Source organism: Streptomyces sp. CNH287 (genome assembly GCF_000424825.1).
In genome coordinates this window covers 101,418-117,835 of record NZ_AUKQ01000017.1, presented here as the reverse complement: position 1 = coordinate 117,835, position 16,418 = coordinate 101,418, and the positions used below count along the sequence as shown (strand labels likewise).

The following is a 16,418-nucleotide window of genomic DNA, read 5'->3' as shown; positions in this document are numbered from 1 at the left end:
GGCGGTCGTCGCCGCGGTGGTCTCCGCGGTGATCGCTGCGCTCACTTCTCCCCCACCGCCTCCGCGGCGGCCGGCTCAGCGGGCCCGAAGGTGTCGGCGGCGGCCTGCGGCGGCTCGTTGCCCGGGTTCTTGGAGTGGGGCTCCTGCCGGACGGTGCCGGGTGCGGCCTCCGAGACCAGGCCGCTGTAGTAGTCCCGCTCCGTCATGCCCGGGAAAATCGCGTGCGGTGCCTCGACCATGCCCTCGGACAGCCCCGCGAGCAGCTCCTCCTTGGTGTAGATGAGCGATTCGCGGGATGAGTCGGCCAGTTCGTACTCGTTCGTCATGGTCAGCGCCCGGGTGGGGCACGCCTCGACGCACAGGCCGCACAGGATGCAGCGCAGGTAGTTGATCTGGTAGACGCGGCCGTAGCGCTCACCCGGCGAGTAGCGCTCCTCCTCGGTGTTGTCCGCGCCCTCGACGTAGATCGCGTCGGCCGGACACGCCCAGGCGCACAGCTCGCAGCCGATGCACTTCTCCAGCCCGTCCGGATGCCGGTTGAGCTGGTGACGGCCGTGGAAGCGGGGCGCCGTCGGTTTCTTGTACTCCGGGTACTGCTCGGTCAGCCGCTTCTTGAACATGGCCTTGAAGGTCACGCCGAAGCCGGCCAGAGGATTGTCAGGCACCGTCGGCACCCCTTCCTTGGGAGGTTCCTGGGGACGTCCCCGTGCTGCTCTCGCCAGCTTCACCGGAGGCGGTGGCACCGGAGGCCGCGGAGCCGGACTCGGCCGCCGTGCTGACCAGTTCGCGCTCCCCGCGCGGACGCCGCCGCGGTACGGGCGGCAGGGTCTGGCCGGGCAGCGGCGGCACCGGGTAGCCGCCCGCCATCGGGTCGAACGCGGCCGGCTCGGCCGCCTTCTCCTGCTCCTCGGCGGCCTTGTCCCCGCGTTCGCGGACGAGGTCGACGAGGAAGGAGATCACCAGCAGCGCGAGCCCCAGGCCGCCGACCCAGTAGAGGATGTCGGCGAAGGAGTAGTCCTCGTTCCGCATCGCCCGTACGGCGGCGACCAGCATCAGCCAGGCCATCGCGACGGGGATGAGGACCTTCCAGCCCAGCTTCATGAACTGGTCGTAGCGGACGCGGGGCAGCGAGGCGCGCAGCCAGATGAAGCCGAAGAGCAGTGCGCACAGCTTCAGCACGAACCACAGCATCGGCCACCAGCCGTGGTTCGCGCCCTCCCAGTAGGTGGAGATGGGCGCCGGTGCGCGCCAGCCGCCCAGGAAGAGGGTGACCGCGAGCGCCGAGACGGTGACCATGTGGACGTACTCGGTGAGCATGAAGAGGGCGAACTTGATCGACGAGTACTCCGTGTTGAAGCCGCCGACCAGGTCGCCCTCGGACTCCGGCATGTCGAACGGAGCCCGGTGTGCCTCGCCGACCATCGAGACCAGATAGATCAGGAACGACACCGGCAGCAGGATCGCGAACCATCTGTTGTCCTGCGCGTCGACGATCGCCGAGGTGGACATCGACCCGGAGTAGAGGAAGACCGCGGCGAAGCTGAGGCCCATCGCGACCTCGTAGCTGATGATCTGCGCCGTAGCCCGCACACCGCCGAGCAGCGGGTAGGTCGAGTTGGAGGACCAGCCGGCCAGCACCACGCCGTAGGCGGCGATGGAGGAGGTGGCCAGGATGTAGAGGACGGCCACCGGCAGGTCGGTCAGCTGCATCGCGGTGCGCGTGCCGAAGATCGACACCTCGTTGCCGGGCGGCCCGAAGGGGATGACCGCGATCGCCATGAAGGCGGGGATCGTCCCGATGATGGGCGCCAGGATGTAGACGACCTTGTCGGCCCCCTTCACCACGATGTCTTCCTTGAGCATCAGCTTCACGCCGTCGGCGAGCGACTGGAGCATGCCCCAGGGCCCGTGCCGGTTGGGGCCGATGCGCAGCTGCATCCAGGCGACGACCTTGCGCTCGAAGACGATCGAGATCAGCACCGTCCCCATCAGGAAGGCGAAGCAGAAGACCGCCTTGAGGGCGATCAGCCACCAGGGGTCGGTGCCGAAGTTGGACATGTCCTCGGCCGCGAGGAAATGACCCTGCATCAGACCTCCACCTCCTTGGTCTCCGTAGCCGGGGCGGGGGCCGGTGCAGGCGCCGGAGCGGGTGCCGGGGAGAGCTTGACCAGCTCCCCGGGCAGCGCGCCCAGGTCGCGCTGCGCCCCGCCGCCGGTGGAGTTCAGCGGCAGCCACACCACGTGGTCCGGCATCTCGGTGACCCGCAGCGGCAGCCGTACGGACCCGGCCGGGCCGTCGACCGAGGCCGGCTCGCCGTCGGCGACCCCGGCCGCCTCGGCTGTGGCGCGCGAGGCCCGGATCACGGCGGGGTGCCGGGTCCCGGCCAGCGCCTCGTCGCCGTCCTGGAGGCGGCCCTGGTCGAGCAGCAGCCGGTGCCCGGCCAGCACCGCCTCGCCCGCGCGGGGCTGCGGCAGCGACCGGGTTGCGGTCTGCGGCGCGGCGGGCACCGGGCCGTCCCAGCCGCCGAGCCGCTCCAGTTCGGCCCGCGCGGCCCGTACGTCCGGCAGCGCCAGCGGCCGGTCCAGCGCGTCCGCGAGCATGTGCAGCACCCGGCCGTCCGGCTGTACGTGGCGCCGGGTCATCTGGTCCGGCTTGAGCGCGGCCTCGAACAGCCGTGCGCGGCCCTCCCAGTTGAGGAAGGTGCCGGACTTCTCGGCGGCTGCGGCGACCGGCAGCACCACGTCGGCGCGGTCGGTCACCTCGGACGGCCGCAGCTCCAGGCTGACCAGGAAGTCCACCGCGTCCAGCGCCTCCAGGGCGCGGGCCGGGTCGGGCAGGTCGGCGATCTCGACGCCGCCGACGAGGAGTCCGCGCAGCGCCCCGCCTGCGGCGGCCTCCACGATGGCGGCGGTGTCGCGCCCCTCGCCCTCGGGCAGCCCTGGCAGGCCCCACACGCGGGCGACCTGGTCGCGGGCGCGCGGGTCGGCGGCGGGGCGTCCGCCGGGCAGCAGCGCCGGCAGCGCGCCCGCCTCGAGGGCGCCGCGCTCACCGGCCCGGCGCGGAATCCACACCAGCCGGGCGCCGGTGGCGGTGGCGGTCCGTACGGCGGCGGTCAGTCCGCCGGGCACGGCGGCCAGCCGCTCGCCGACGATGATCACCGAGCCGTCCGCGCGCAGCGCCTCGGCGGCGCGCTGGCCCTCGCTGTCGAGGCCGACGCCGCCGGCGAGCCCGTCCAGCCACTCGGTCTCGGTACCGGGCGCGGCGGGCAGCAGGGTGCCGCCCGCCTTGGCCAGGCCGCGGGTGGCGTGGCTGGCGAGGGAGTAGGTGCGCTGGCCGTGCTTGCGGTGGGCCTTGCGCAGCCGCAGGAAGACGCCGGGCGCCTCCTCCTCGGACTCGAACCCGACGAGCAGGACGGCCGGTGCCGCCTCCAGCGCGGTGTACGTGAGGCCGGTGCCGTCCAGGTCCCGGCCCCGCCCGGCGACCCGGGCCGCGAGGAACCCGGCCTCCTCGGCGGAGTGGGCACGGGCACGGAAGTCGACGTCGTGGGTGCCCAGGGCGACGCGGGCGAACTTGGCGTAGGCGTAGGCGTCCTCGAAGGTCAGCCGGCCGCCGGTGAGCACGCCGACCCCGGCCGCACGGGCTTCGCCGGTGCCGCCGTCGCGTGCGGCGGCCAGTCCGCGGGCGGCGGCGGCCAGCGCCTCCGGCCAGCTGGACTCGGCCAGTTCACCACTCTCCGCGTCGCGCACCAGCGGGACCGTGAGCCGGTCCGGGCGCTGCGCGTAGCGGAAGCCGAAGCGGCCCTTGTCGCACAGCCACTCCTCGTTGACCTCCGGGTCCTCAGCCGCCATGCGGCGCATGACCTTGCCGCGGCGGTGGTCCGTACGCGTGGCGCAGCCGCCCGCGCAGTGCTCGCAGACGCTCGGCGAGGAGACCAGGTCGAAGGGGCGGGAGCGGAAGCGGTAGGCGGCGGAGGTGAGCGCGCCGACCGGGCAGATCTGGATGGTGTTGCCGGAGAAGTACGACTCGAACGGGTCGCCCTCGCCGGTGCCCACCTGCTGGAGCGCGCCCCGCTCCAGCAGTTCGATCATCGGGTCCCCGGCCACCTGGTTGGAGAAGCGGGTGCAGCGCGCGCACAGGACGCAGCGCTCGCGGTCCAGCAGCACCTGCGGGGAGATGGGGACGGGCTTCTCGAAGGTCCGCTTGCGGCCCTCGAACCGGGACTCGGCAGAGCCGGTGGACATCGCCTGGTTCTGGAGCGGGCACTCGCCGCCCTTGTCGCAGACCGGGCAGTCCAGCGGGTGGTTGATGAGCAGCAGCTCCATCACGCCGCGCTGCGCCTTCTCGGCGACGGGAGAGCTGAGCTGGGTGCGCACCACCATCCCGTCGGTACAGGTGATGGTGCAGGAGGCCATCGGCTTGCGCTGGCCCTCGACCTCCACGATGCACTGGCGGCAGGCGCCGACCGGGTCGAGGAGCGGATGGTCGCAGAAGCGCGGGATCTCGATGCCGAGCTGCTCGGCGGCGCGGATGACCAGGGTGCCCTTGGGGACACTGATCATGGCGCCGTCGATGGTCAGGGATACGAGGTCCTCCGGCGGGGGGCCCTCGCCGCCACCGGAGGTCGTCGCGTCGGTGGTCACGGTCACGCATTCACCTCCAGGTGAGCGGTCTTGTCGTCGGCCCAGACGGTGGAGGCCGCCGGGTCGAAGGGGCAGCCACGGCCGTTCACGTGCTGCTCGTACTCCTCGCGGAAGTACTTGAGCGAGGAGAAGATGGGGGCGGCGGCACCGTCGCCCAGGGCGCAGAAGGACTTGCCGTTGATGGTGTCGGCGATGTCGTCGATCTTGTCGATGTCGGCGAGGGTGGCCTTCCCCGCCTCGATGTCGCGCAGGAGCTGGACGAGCCAGTAGGTGCCCTCGCGGCAGGGGGTGCACTTGCCGCAGGACTCGTGCGCGTAGAACTCCGTCCAGCGGGTCACGGCGCGCACCACGCAGGTGGTCTCGTCGAAGCACTGGAGCGCCTTGGTGCCCAGCATGGAGCCGGCCGCGCCGACGCCCTCGTAGTCGAGGGGGACGTCGAGGTGCTCCTCGGTGAACATCGGGGTCGAGGAACCGCCAGGCGTCCAGAACTTGAGCCGGTGGCCGGGCCGCATGCCGCCGCTCATGTCGAGCAGTTGGCGCAGCGTGACGCCGAGCGGGGCCTCGTACTGGCCGGGCCCGGCGACGTGGCCGCTGAGGGAGTAGAGCGTGAAGCCGGGAGACTTCTCGCTGCCCATGGAACGGAACCAGTCCTTGCCCTTGTGCATCAGGACGGGAACCGAGGCGATGGATTCGACGTTGTTCACCACAGTGGGGCAGGCGTAGAGGCCCGCGACGGCGGGGAAGGGGGGTCGCAGCCGGGGCTGGCCGCGGCGCCCCTCCAGGGAGTCCAGCAGCGCGGTCTCCTCGCCGCAGATGTACGCGCCCGCGCCCGCGTGCACGGTGATCTCCAGGTCCTTGCCCGGGCCGAGCGCGTCCTTGCCGAGGTAGCCCGCCTCGTGCGCCTCGCGTACGGCCTCGTGCAGCCTGCGCAGTACGGGGACGACCTCGCCGCGCAGGTAGATGAAGGCGTGGCTGGAGCGGATCGCATGGCAGGCGATCGCCATGCCCTCGATCAGGGAGTGCGGATTGGCGAAGAGCAGCGGGATGTCCTTGCAGGTGCCCGGCTCGGACTCGTCGGCGTTGACGACGAGGTAGTGCGGCTTGCCGTCGCCCTGCGGGATGAACTGCCACTTCATGCCGGTGGGGAAGCCCGCGCCGCCCCTGCCGCGCAGCCCGGCTTCCTTGACGTACGCGATGACGTCGTCCGGGTCCATGGCGAGTGCCGTGCGCAGGCCCTCGTAGCCGTCGTGGCGCCGGTAGGTCTCCAGCGTCCAGGCGTCCGGCTGGTCCCAGAACGCCGACAGCACCGGCGTGAGCAGCTTCTCGGGAGAATCGGCGGGGCTCACTGGTCCTCCTCGTTGACCGGGCCGGTCGGGTGCGCGGGATCGGAGGCGGCCGTCTTCTGCGGCGCGTCGTGGGAGCTGGGGTGGGTAGCGGGCTCCCGGTCCTGCGGCGCCTGCGCGCTGCGCGGCGGGACGACGCGGCCGGGGGTGTGCTCGCCCTTGGCCAGGCGCAGGCCGGCCAGCGAGGCGGGTCCGGCGCCGCCGGTCTCGGCCACGGCGCCGGGCCGCTCGTCGGGGAACCCGGCCAGGATGCGCGCGGTCTCCTTGAAGGTGCACAGCTTCGCGCCGCGCGTCGGCTCGACCTCGCGGCCCGCGCGCAGGTCGTCGACGAGCGCCTTGGCGCTGCCGGGGGTCTGGTTGTCGAAGAACTCCCAGTTGACCATCACCACCGGCGCGTAGTCGCAGGCCGCGTTGCACTCGATGTGCTCGAGGGTGACCTTGCCGTCGCCAGTGGTCTCGTTGTTGCCGATGCCGAGGTGCTGCTGGAGCTCCTCGAAGATCGCGTCGCCGCCCATCACCGCGCACAGCGTGTTGGTGCAGACTCCGACCTGGTAGTCGCCGGAGGGCTTGCGCCGGTACATGGAGTAGAAGGTCGCCACGGCGTTGACCTCGGCGGTGGACAGTTCGAGGATCTCGGCGCAGAAGCGCTGGCCGGTGCGGGTCACGTGACCCTCCTCGGACTGGACGAGGTGCAGCAGCGGGAGCAGCGCGGACCGGCTGTCCGGGTAGCGGGCGATGATCTCCCGCGCGTCGCCCGTCAGCCGCTCCCGTACGTCCGCCGGGTAGTCGGGGGCCGGAAGCTGCGGCATGCCGATCGATACGTCCGTCATCGGTCGACACCTCCCATCACGGGGTCGAGGGACGCGACAGCGACGATGACGTCGGCCACCTGGCCGCCCTCGCACATCGCCGCCATCGACTGGAGGTTGGTGAAGGAGGGGTCGCGGAAGTGCACGCGGTACGGGCGGGTGCCGCCGTCGCTCACGGCGTGCACGCCCAGCTCGCCCTTGGGGGACTCGACGGCGGCGTACGCCTGGCCGGGCGGCACCCGGAAGCCCTCGGTCACCAGCTTGAAGTGGTGGATCAGGGCCTCCATGGAGGTGCCCATGATCTGCTTGATGTGGTCGAGCGAGTTGCCCAGGCCGTCCGTCCCGAGGGCGAGCTGCGCGGGCCAGGCGATCTTCTTGTCGCCGACCATCACCGGGCCCGGCTCCAGCCGCGCGATGCACTGCTCGATGATGCGCAGCGACTGCCGCATCTCCTCCAGGCGCAGCAGGAAGCGGCCGTAGGAGTCGCAGGTGTCGACCGTGGGGACCTCGAAGTCGTAGGTCTCGTAGCCCGCGTAGGGCTGCACCTTGCGCAGGTCGTACGGGTGCCCGGCGGAGCGCAGGATCGGGCCGGTCGCGCCCAGGGCGAGGCAGCCGGCCAGGTCGAGGTAGCCGATGTCCTTGAGCCGGGCCTTGAAGACGGGGTTGCCGGTGGCGAGCTTGTCGTACTCCGGCAGGTTCTTCCGCATCTTCTTCACGAAGTCGCGCAGCGCCTCCATGCTGCCCGGCGGCAGGTCCTGGGCGAGGCCGCCGGGGCGGATGTAGGCGTGGTTCATCCGGAGGCCGGTGATCAGCTCGAAGAGGTCGAGGACCAGTTCGCGGTCGCGGAAGCCGAAGATCATGACCGTGGTGGCGCCGAGTTCCATGCCGCCGGTGGCGACGCACACCAGGTGCGAGGAGAGGCGGTTCAGCTCCATCATCAGGACCCGGATGATGTTGGCGCGGTCCGGGATGTCGTCCTCGATGCCGAGGAGCTTCTCGACCGCCATGCAGTACGCCGCCTCGTTGAAGAACGGCGTCAGGTAGTCCATGCGCGTCACGAACGTGGTGCCCTGCGTCCACGTCCGGTACTCGAGGTTCTTCTCGATCCCGGTGTGCAGGTACCCGATGCCGCAGCGCGCCTCGGTGACGGTCTCGCCGTCGATCTCCAGGATGAGCCGCAGCACGCCGTGGGTGGAGGGGTGCTGCGGGCCCATGTTGACGATGATGCGCTCGTCGTCGCTCTTGGCCGCGGCGGCGGCGATCTCGTCCCAGTCGCCACCGGTGACGTCGTAGACGGTGCCCTCGGTGGTCTCGCGGATGCCCGCGGTCGCGTGGGTCACGTGTGGTGTTGCCATCAGGTGTACGACCTCCGCTGGTCGGGAGCCGGGATCTGGGCACCCTTGTACTCGACGGGGATGCCGCCGAGCGGGTAGTCCTTGCGCTGCGGGAAGCCCTGCCAGTCGTCGGGCATCATGATCCGCGTCAGCGCCGGGTGGCCGTCGAAGATGAGCCCGAAGAAGTCGTAGACCTCGCGCTCGTGCCAGTCGTTGGTCGGGTAGACCTCGACGACCGACGGGATGTGCGGGTCCGCGTCGGGGGCGGTGACCTCCAGCCGCAGCAGGCGGTTGTGGGTGAGCGAGCGCAGGTGGTAGACGGCGTGCAGCTCGCGGCCCTTGTCCCCGGGGAAGTGGACGCCGCTGACCCCGGTGCACAGCTCGAACCGCAGCGCCGGGTCGTCGCGCAGCGTACGGGCCACCGCGCGCAGGTGCTCGCGGGCGATGTGGAAGGTCAGCTCGCCGCGGTCGACGACCGTCTTCTCGATGGCCTCGGCCGGGTCGAGTCCCTGCTCCTCCAGCGCGCCCTCGAGTTCGTCGGCGATCTCGTCGAACAGGCCGGGCGCCGCCGCCGGGCCCGCCGCGTCCGGGCCGGGGCCGTACGGGCGCTGGGAGCCGCCGGGCAGCCGCACCGTACGGACCAGGCCGCCGTAGCCGGAGGTGTCGCCGCCGGCGCTGGCCCCGAACATGCCGCGGCGGACGCCGATGACCTCGCCGTGGTCACCGCGGTGGCCGGGGAGGTTGTGCGCCTGGACGTCCTGGTCGGGGTTGGGGCTGTCGGCCCCCTTGCTCTCGCTCACCGCAGCAGGCCCTTCATCTCGATCGTGGGGAGCGCCTTCCTCGCCGCTTCCTCCGCTTCGCGGGCCGCCTCCTGCTGGTTCACGCCGAGCTTGCCGTCCTGGATCTTCTCGTGGAGCTTGAGAATGGCGTCCAGCAGCATTTCGGGGCGCGGCGGGCAGCCGGGCAGGTAGATGTCGACGGGGACGATGTGGTCGACGCCCTGCACGATCGCGTAGTTGTTGAACATGCCGCCGGACGAGGCGCAGACGCCCATGGAGATGACCCACTTGGGGTTGGGCATCTGGTCGTAGACCTGGCGCAGCACGGGGGCCATCTTCTGGCTGACCCGGCCGGCGACGATCATCAGGTCCGCCTGGCGGGGCGAGCCGCGGAAGACCTCCATGCCGAAGCGGGCGAGGTCGTAGCGGCCCGCGCCCGTGGTCATCATCTCGATGGCGCAGCAGGCGAGTCCGAAGGTCGCCGGGAACACCGACGACTTGCGCACCCATCCGGCGGCCTGCTCGACGGTGGAGAGCATGAAGCCGCTGGGCAGTTTCTCTTCGAGTCCCATTACTTAGCCCCTAGTCCCATTCCAGGCCGCCGCGGCGCCAGACGTAGGCGTAGGCGACGAAGACGGTGAGCACGAAGAGCAGCATCTCCACGAGCCCGAAGATCCCCAGGGCGTCGAACGAGACCGCCCAGGGATAGAGGAAGACGATTTCGATGTCGAAGACGATGAAGAGCATCGCCGTCAGGTAGTACTTGATGGGGAAGCGTCCACCGCCCTCCGCCTGCGGCGTGGGCTCGATGCCGCACTCGTATGCCTCGAGTTTGGCCCGGTTGTAGCGCTTCGGGCCGACGACTGCGGCCGTGACCACGGAGAAGATCGCAAAAGCCGCTCCGAGGCCCCCCAGTACAAGGATGGGCGTGTACGCGTTCACCGCTCCCCGCTCCTTCCAGTCGACCCCTGCCAGGGGCATCTCCCGGGCCGTCAGGCCGAGGGGGATCGACGCTGACTGCCGGCTGAGCACCGGGCTCGTAGGCGAATCCCCACTGAAGATCGCTTCTATGTGAGGCAGTTCACAAGCCCTGGTGGAGGCATCCTATGCCCGGGGCTCTGTGATCTGCGACACGGGGTGCGACAACAGCTTTGTGATCTCCACCACCTGACGGATGATCATGGTGTCGGACAGGCTGAGATCTTCACACGCGAAGCTCTCGACCGTTTACCGTCGGTGACTTTCCACCCCTGTTGACCTGCCAATAAGCCGCACTCCCTAACAAGCACCGCGATGCGAGGGCAAATTCGCCCTGGACAGGTTCAGCTGCTAACCGGGCACCCGCCCCCCGGATCACGGGCCGACGGAGTCCGGACGGGGGCGGGGGGCAGGGCGGGCTCCACGGGAGGGAGAACGCGTTCCGTGCGGGTAGGTCGTGAACGTCCGCACAAGGCCCGATGCACCGAATGATCCGAATGGCCGATTTCCCACGGTAGTTCGGGAATGCTCGCCAACTGGCGATGTGACCTGCACCACAGGAACCCGTGGCAGTCGCTGCCTTCTTTGCGCCCGTTATACGTACGTGATATGCCGAGAGAGCAATCCGGGCTTAGTGGACAACTGCCAGGACACGGACGCGTAGTTGGGCATTGACGCCCCGTCCGACGGCTTCGGGCGAAGATCAGCAAGGGCCCGACCCGCCCCGCACGCCCGCACTGTGGCGCATCCCACCTTTATTGAAGCCGACCCGGCAGCACTGATAGCCAAGTACCCATGCCCCAAACCGCGCACATACCCAGCCACCGGAAGCCCCGTGAGCGGTCCAGGAAGAACCTGGCCCTGCGCGCCGGAGTTGCCGGTGGCGTCCTCGGCACCATCGCGGTCACCGCCGGTGCCGCACCGGCCTCCTCGACCGGCAAGGACCACAAGCCGACCGAGACGACCGCACAGCTCCCCACGTTCACGGCAGACCTGCCCGTCGCCGCCGAGCGCGCCGCCGACTCGCTGGCCATGTCCGCCCTCCAGTACGAGCTGGAGGACGCCCGCGACTCGGCCGTCACGAAGGCGGCGAAGACCGCCAAGGAGCAGAAGGCCGAGGCAGAGGCCGAGCGCGAGGCCGCGGCGGAGAAGGCCCGCGAGGCCGAGGACGCCCGTAAGGCCGAGGAGCGCGCCTCCCGCACCACCGAGCGCACCACGCTCGCCACCACGGACGCCCCCAGCACCAGCGCGGACACGAGCACCGCCAGCACCCCGGCCCCGCAGGCGGGCAGCGGCAACTCCGCCGCCCTGATCAGCTTCCTGCGCGCGCAGGTCGGCAAGGCGTACGTCTCCGGCGCCACCGGGCCGAGCGCGTACGACTGCTCCGGGCTGACCCAGGCCGCGTTCAAGACGATCGGCATCGACCTGCCGCGCGTCTCGCAGGACCAGTCGACCACCGGCACCCAGATCTCGGTCAGCGAGGTCCGCCCCGGCGACCTGCTCTTCTGGGGCGGCGTCGGCAGCGCGTACCACGTGGCCGTGTACGTCGGGAACGGCCAGTACATCGACGCGGCCAACCCGTCCAAGGGCGTCGCGCTCCAGAACCTCTCCGACTACCCCCCGACCTCCGCGACCCGCGTCTTGTGACGACCGGTCCGGGGTCGCACCGATCCCACGCAGAGGGGCCCCGCCGCGAACACTCGCGGCGGGGCCCCTCTGCGTCGCGGCCGGGCGCCAGGCGGCCGGGCGTCAGGCTCAGTCCAGGGACTCCGCCGCGCGGGTCATCGGGCCGCCCGCGCTGCCGGTGTTGAGCACCCCGACGGGCTCCAGCAGCAGGATGGCCGTCTCCTCCTCCGCCACCGGGCAGTGCTCGACCCCCCGGGGGACCACGAGCAGTTCACCCGGCTCCAGCACCGCGTCCCCGTCGCGGAACTGGACGGTGAGTCGTCCGCTCACCACCATCAGCAGCTCGTCGGTGTCGTCGTGCCGGTGCCAGACGAACTCCCCCTTCAGCTTGGCGAGCTTGACCTCGTAGCCGTCGGGGCCGTTGAGCCCGGCCACCCGCTGCTGCGCCCACAGCTCGCTGAACCTCCCGAGTCGCTCGGCGAGGCTGACCACGGGCGGGACGGCCGGAACGGGTGAGGCGGCGGGAACGGGTGAGGCGGGCGGGCTGTGCGGTGCTGAACCGGGCATACGGCATCCCTCTGGAGCGGCTTGCGCGGCGCCAGGAGAGCGATTCCGCGCGTGCCGCCCACGCTGCCGCCCGCCACCGCCCCCGGTCTTGTACGTTTCCCACATGCCCGCGCACCGCCCCCGCAACGAGATCCGCGCCTGGCGCCCGGCGGTGGACGGCATCGCGGAGGTCTTCCACGCGCATTTCACCGAGCACGCGTACCCCGTGCACACGCACGACACCTGGGACCTGATGATCCTGGACGACGGCTCGCTCGACTTCGCGCTCGACCGCCGCCGCCATGACGCCGTCGCCGCCGGAACCGGGACGATCACCCTGCTGCCCCCCGGCGTGGCGCACGACGGCCGGACCCTCACCCCCGCGGGATTCCGCAAGCGGGTGCTCTATCTGGACACGACCGTGCTCCCGGCGCGGCTGACCGGCGCCGCGGTCGACCGGCCCGTACTCGGCGACCCGCTGCTGCGGCACCGCATCCACCTGCTGCACTCCGCGCTGAGCGCGCCCGGTGAGGAGTTCGAGGCCGAGTCCCGGCTCGCCCTCGTCCGCGAACGTCTGCGGGACCACCTCCGCCTGGGCAGCCCACCCGCGCCGGCCGCCGCACCGGCAGCGGGCCGCGCGGCGCACCGGCTGGCAGCGCAGCTGCGGGAGCTGCTGGACGCGCGGACCGCCGCCGGGCTCACGCTCAAGGAGGCGGCGACGCTGCTGCACGCCCACCCGACCCCGGGGCAGAGGCAGGGGCAGGGGCCGCAGCCCCGGCAGGAGCCCGTCAGGAGCGGGGGGCCACCTTGGCGAGGCCGTTGATGATCCGGTCCATCGCGTCGCCGTGCGTCGGGTCGGTGAGGTTCGCCAGCATCTTCAGCGTGAAGCGCATCAGCAGCGGGTGGCTCATTCCGCGCTCCGCCGCCAGCTTCATCACCTTGCCGTTGCCGATGAGCTTCACGAAGGCGCGGCCCAGCGTGTAGTAGCCGCCGTAGGTGTCCTTGAGAATCTTGGGATAGCTCATCAGGACCCGCTCCCGCTGCGCGGGCGTCTGCCGGGCGCTCGCCTGGACGATCACCTCGGCGGCCAGCTCACCGGACTCCATGGCGTACGCGATGCCCTCGCCGTTGAACGGGTTCACCAGCCCGCCCGCGTCCCCCACCAGCAGGAGCCCGCGCGTGTAGTGCGGCTGCCGGTTGAACGCCATCGGCAGGGCGGCACCGCGGATGGGGCTCGTCATGTTCTCCGGGGTGTAGCCCCAGTCCTCGGGCATCGAGGCGCACCACGCCTTGAGGATCTCCCGCCAGTCCAGCTCCTTGAAGGAGGAGGAGGTGTTCAGGACGCCCAGCCCGACGTTCGACGTGCCGTCGCCCATCCCGAACACCCAGCCGTAGCCGGGCAGCAGGCGGTCCTTCTCGCCCCGCCGGTCCCACAGCTCCAGCCAGGACTCCAGGTAGTCGTCCTCGTGCCGGGGCGAGGTGAAGTACGTACGGACCGCGACGCCCATCGGACGGTCGTCGCGCCGGTGCAGGCCCATCTTCAGCGACAGGCGGGTGGAGTTGCCGTCCGCGGCGACGACGAGCGGCGCCGAGAAGGTGACGGGGACCTTCTCCTCACCGAGCTTCGCCTCGACGCCGGTGATGCGGCCGGTGCGCTCGTCCAGGACCGGGGCGCCCACGTTGCAGCGCTCGTAGAGCCGCGCGCCCGCCTTCTGGGCCTGGCGGGCGAGCTGTTCGTCGAAGTCGTCGCGCTTGCGGACCAGTCCGTAGTCCGGGTAGCTGGCCAGCTCCGGCCAGTCGAGCTGGAGCCGGTGGCCGCCGCCGATGATGCGCAGGCCCTTGTTGCGCAGCCAGCCCGCCTCCTCGGAGATGTCGATGCCCATCCCGACCAACTGCTTGGTGGCGCGGGGGGTGAGCCCGTCGCCGCACACCTTCTCGCGCGGGAAGGCGGTCTTCTCCAGCAGCAGCACGTCGAGGCCCGAGCGGGCCAGGTGGTACGCGGCGGCGGAGCCCGCCGGGCCCGCGCCGACGACGATCACGTCGGCGGACTGCTCGGACAGGCTGTGCGCCGGGGGCGTGGTGCTCGACTCGGTCGAGGATTTCGAGAGGGGCTCGGTCACGTCGGTCTCCCGCAGGACTCGCTGGCGCGTGCCGGTCGGCCCCGGCGCTGACGGGGACCAGTCTAAGGGCTGCCCGGCGGGCGCTCCCTGAGGGCTGCCCACCGGTCAGCGCGCCGCGCAGCGGGTGCCGCACGGGCACGCCGTACGCGGTGCCCGGCCGGGGCGGGTGCGCCGCCCCGGCCGGATCCCCACCGGGGCGGGTGCGCCACCCCGGCCGGGTCCCCACCGGGGCGGGTGCGCCACCCCGGCCGGGAGATCTGCGGTCAGCCGCGCTCCGGCGGCGGAAAGGACATCATGCGGCTGCCGTTCCGGGTGACCAGCACGTCCTCGTAGAGCAGGATCTGGGGCCGGACCTCGGGGCCCGGCCTGCTGGTGTCGCCGCCGACACTCCAGTTCCGCTCACCCGTGCGCAGATCGAGGGCGGACACGTCGCCGCCCGTGCTGAAGAAGTAGATCTCCCCCCGCTCCACCGACAGTACGGGAGACGCGAGGCCGCCCACCGTGTCCTTGTCGGGCATCTCGACGTGCACCGGACGGGTCCACAGGGTCTTTCCCGTGGTGAGCGAGTGGGCCGAGGCCTTGCCCTCCCAGGACACGGAGATCAGACGATCCCCGACGACTTCCGACAGAGCCTGCTCCTCCTTGATCGGAGAGGGGTGTGTGGTCTGCTCCCCGGCGCTGCTGACCGTGCTCAGCAGCAGTTCCTTGAACGACGCGTCCTTCGCTCCGAACAGGACCATCCGGTCCTCCGAGGTCCCGATCAGCTGCTGCGCTCCGGGGAGGGTGGTGACCTTCTCGGCCCTCCCGGTCGCGGGGTCGAGACGGAGTACCTCGGTCTCCTCCGGATTCGCCGCGTCCCGCGCACACAGGAGATGGGGCACGCCGCCGAGCACCGCCCGCTGGCACGCCTCGCCCTTGTCCCAGGTGTGGCGCCACTTCTCCTTACCCGTCCGCGGATCGAGGGCCGACACCGTACGCAGCGACGGGGTGTTGGCCAGCACGGCGCCGTCGATGAGCATGGCGGCCTGGTCGGTGCGGTCGTCCTGCGGCATCTCGACCGTCCACAGCACGTCGCCGGTGTCGGCGTCGACCGCCATCAGGTCGGTGCCGCCCGCGTAGTCCCCGTTCGGCTCGTTCTCCGCAGTGTGGTTGCGGTAGGTGTAGACCACGCCGTCGCGCACGGCGAACGGGTGGTCGATCCCGTCGCCTTCGCGATTGACCTTGACCGTCCACAGCCGCTCGCCGGTGTTCGCGTCGAACTTCACGGCGTCGTACTTGGTCCCGGCGCAGTACAGCGCGGAACCCGCCACCAGGCAGCCCCGCTCGCTGTTGCCCGCGGCGTCGCTCTGCCACGGCTTCCAGCCCTCCGGCGCCGCCGCCGGCGCCGCCGGCCGGTCCGGCTCGGCCTCGCCGCCGTCCCCGAAGCCGAGCACCGCCCCCACGGTGATCGCGGCAACGGCCACCGCCGCCCCCGCGGCCTGCGAGAAACGGCGCCGGCTGCGCCGCCGCACCACCTTCTCGACCAGGTCCTCGGGCGCCCGCACCTGGTCCAGGGCGACCGCATGCAGCGTCTCCCGGACCTTCTCCTCCACGCGCTCCGTCGTCATCGCTGAATCCCCTCCGCTGTGTAGCTGAGCGACCGCATCTGTTCCGCCGGGCCGTCGGGCCCCAACTCCGGCACGAGGCCCCGGAGTTTGGCCAGCGACCGGTGTGCCGTACTGCGCACCGTGCCGACCGGGCACTTCAACAGTGCCGCGACCTCGCCCTCCGGCAGGTCCTCGTAGTAGCGCAGTACGACCACGGCCCGCTGCCGCTTCGACAGGCGGCCGAGCGCCGCCCACAGGGCGATCCGCAGCTCGGACTCCTCCGCTTCGGCGGTGTCCCCGCCGGAGTCGGGCAGTACCGGCACCGTCGTCTCGGCGCGGTACCCGCGCAGCCGCCAGCGGTTGACCTGCTGGCGGTACATGACCTGGCGGACGTACGCCTCGGGCTGCTCGACGTGCGCCCAGCGCCCGGCGGTCTTCATCAGCGCGATCTGGAGCAGATCCTCCGCGGCGTGCCGGTCTCCGCCGGTGAGCAGCACCGCGAGCCGCAGCAGCGCGGTGGAGCGCGTCGCTACGAACTCCCGGAACTCATCGTGACTCGTGCCCTCCATCGGCCCTCCTCTCCTTGACAACCCTCATGACGTGCCGAACCGCCCGCGGCTATCCCTACCGCGGGCGGTTCATGTGTCACCAGGGCAG

At 71.4% G+C, this 16,418-nt stretch carries 15 protein-coding genes; 2 read left to right on the top strand and 13 right to left on the bottom strand.

The features are described 5' to 3' along the window. Positions 1-41 precede the first annotated feature (41 nt). The 9 genes from nuoI to H299_RS0118595 are packed head-to-tail and all read right to left on the bottom strand — an operon-like array spanning position 42 to position 9,847. Positions 42-665, bottom strand: a complete 624-nt coding sequence (nuoI, locus tag H299_RS0118635; RefSeq protein ID WP_027749632.1) for an NADH-quinone oxidoreductase subunit NuoI — start codon at positions 663-665, stop codon at positions 42-44. After that, a complete protein-coding gene (gene nuoH, locus H299_RS34940; RefSeq protein WP_051262613.1) occupies positions 658-2,088 on the bottom strand; it encodes an NADH-quinone oxidoreductase subunit NuoH in 1,431 nt (476 codons plus the stop codon). Before nuoH ends, nuoI begins: the two co-directional genes overlap by 8 nt. Next, positions 2,088-4,646: an NADH-quinone oxidoreductase subunit G gene (locus tag H299_RS34935; RefSeq protein WP_037759598.1), complete on the bottom strand. Its 2,559-nt coding sequence runs from the start codon at positions 4,644-4,646 to the stop codon at positions 2,088-2,090. The genes nuoH and H299_RS34935 overlap by 1 nt, the downstream gene beginning before the upstream one ends. After that, complete coding sequence (gene nuoF / locus H299_RS0118620) at positions 4,643-5,986, bottom strand: NADH-quinone oxidoreductase subunit NuoF (protein WP_027749631.1); 1,344 nt, start codon at positions 5,984-5,986, stop codon at positions 4,643-4,645. The genes H299_RS34935 and nuoF overlap by 4 nt, the downstream gene beginning before the upstream one ends. Further along, positions 5,983-6,813 carry an NADH-quinone oxidoreductase subunit NuoE gene (gene nuoE / locus H299_RS0118615; protein ID WP_027749630.1) on the bottom strand — a complete coding sequence of 277 codons (831 nt, stop codon included), beginning with the start codon at positions 6,811-6,813 and terminating at the stop codon, positions 5,983-5,985. Before nuoE ends, nuoF begins: the two co-directional genes overlap by 4 nt. After that, a complete protein-coding gene (locus H299_RS0118610) occupies positions 6,810-8,147 on the bottom strand; it encodes an NADH-quinone oxidoreductase subunit D (RefSeq protein WP_027749629.1) in 1,338 nt (445 codons plus the stop codon). Before H299_RS0118610 ends, nuoE begins: the two co-directional genes overlap by 4 nt. Next, complete coding sequence (locus tag H299_RS0118605) at positions 8,147-8,926, bottom strand: NADH-quinone oxidoreductase subunit C (RefSeq protein ID WP_027749628.1); 780 nt, start codon at positions 8,924-8,926, stop codon at positions 8,147-8,149. Before H299_RS0118605 ends, H299_RS0118610 begins: the two co-directional genes overlap by 1 nt. Further along, on the bottom strand, positions 8,923-9,477 hold the full coding sequence (locus tag H299_RS0118600; protein WP_027749627.1) for a NuoB/complex I 20 kDa subunit family protein: 555 nt from the start codon (positions 9,475-9,477) through the stop codon (positions 8,923-8,925). Before H299_RS0118600 ends, H299_RS0118605 begins: the two co-directional genes overlap by 4 nt. Positions 9,478-9,487: 10 nt before the next feature. Then, positions 9,488-9,847: an NADH-quinone oxidoreductase subunit A gene (locus H299_RS0118595; protein ID WP_027749626.1), complete on the bottom strand. Its 360-nt coding sequence runs from the start codon at positions 9,845-9,847 to the stop codon at positions 9,488-9,490. 831 nt (positions 9,848-10,678) lie between these two features. On the opposite strand from H299_RS0118595, the gene H299_RS0118590 reads away from it, so the two are divergent. Next, the gene (locus H299_RS0118590) at positions 10,679-11,530 is read left to right on the top strand and encodes a C40 family peptidase (protein WP_027749625.1); all 852 of its coding nucleotides are present in this window, start codon (positions 10,679-10,681) and stop codon (positions 11,528-11,530) included. Positions 11,531-11,638: 108 nt separating this feature from the next. Here the strand turns inward: H299_RS0118590 and H299_RS0118585 are convergent, their stop codons facing one another. Continuing rightward, entirely contained in the window at positions 11,639-12,076 is a 438-nt protein-coding gene (locus H299_RS0118585; protein ID WP_078512853.1) for a cupin domain-containing protein, read from the bottom strand. 103 nt (positions 12,077-12,179) lie between these two features. On the opposite strand from H299_RS0118585, the gene H299_RS34930 reads away from it, so the two are divergent. Further along, positions 12,180-12,878 carry an AraC family ligand binding domain-containing protein gene (locus H299_RS34930; protein WP_051262612.1) on the top strand — a complete coding sequence of 233 codons (699 nt, stop codon included), beginning with the start codon at positions 12,180-12,182 and terminating at the stop codon, positions 12,876-12,878. Here H299_RS34930 and H299_RS0118575 read toward each other — a convergent pair. From H299_RS0118575 to H299_RS0118565, 3 genes are all read right to left on the bottom strand, one after another. Continuing rightward, a complete protein-coding gene (locus H299_RS0118575; RefSeq protein ID WP_027749623.1) occupies positions 12,844-14,115 on the bottom strand; it encodes a geranylgeranyl reductase family protein in 1,272 nt (423 codons plus the stop codon). The two genes, H299_RS34930 and H299_RS0118575, sit on opposite strands and share 35 nt — an antisense overlap. A 323-nt stretch (positions 14,116-14,438) precedes the next feature. Further along, positions 14,439-15,782, bottom strand: a complete 1,344-nt coding sequence (locus H299_RS0118570) for a PQQ-binding-like beta-propeller repeat protein (RefSeq protein WP_027749622.1) — start codon at positions 15,780-15,782, stop codon at positions 14,439-14,441. After that, positions 15,779-16,330: a SigE family RNA polymerase sigma factor gene (locus H299_RS0118565; protein ID WP_027749621.1), complete on the bottom strand. Its 552-nt coding sequence runs from the start codon at positions 16,328-16,330 to the stop codon at positions 15,779-15,781. The genes H299_RS0118570 and H299_RS0118565 overlap by 4 nt, the downstream gene beginning before the upstream one ends. Positions 16,331-16,418: the final 88 nt, after the last annotated feature.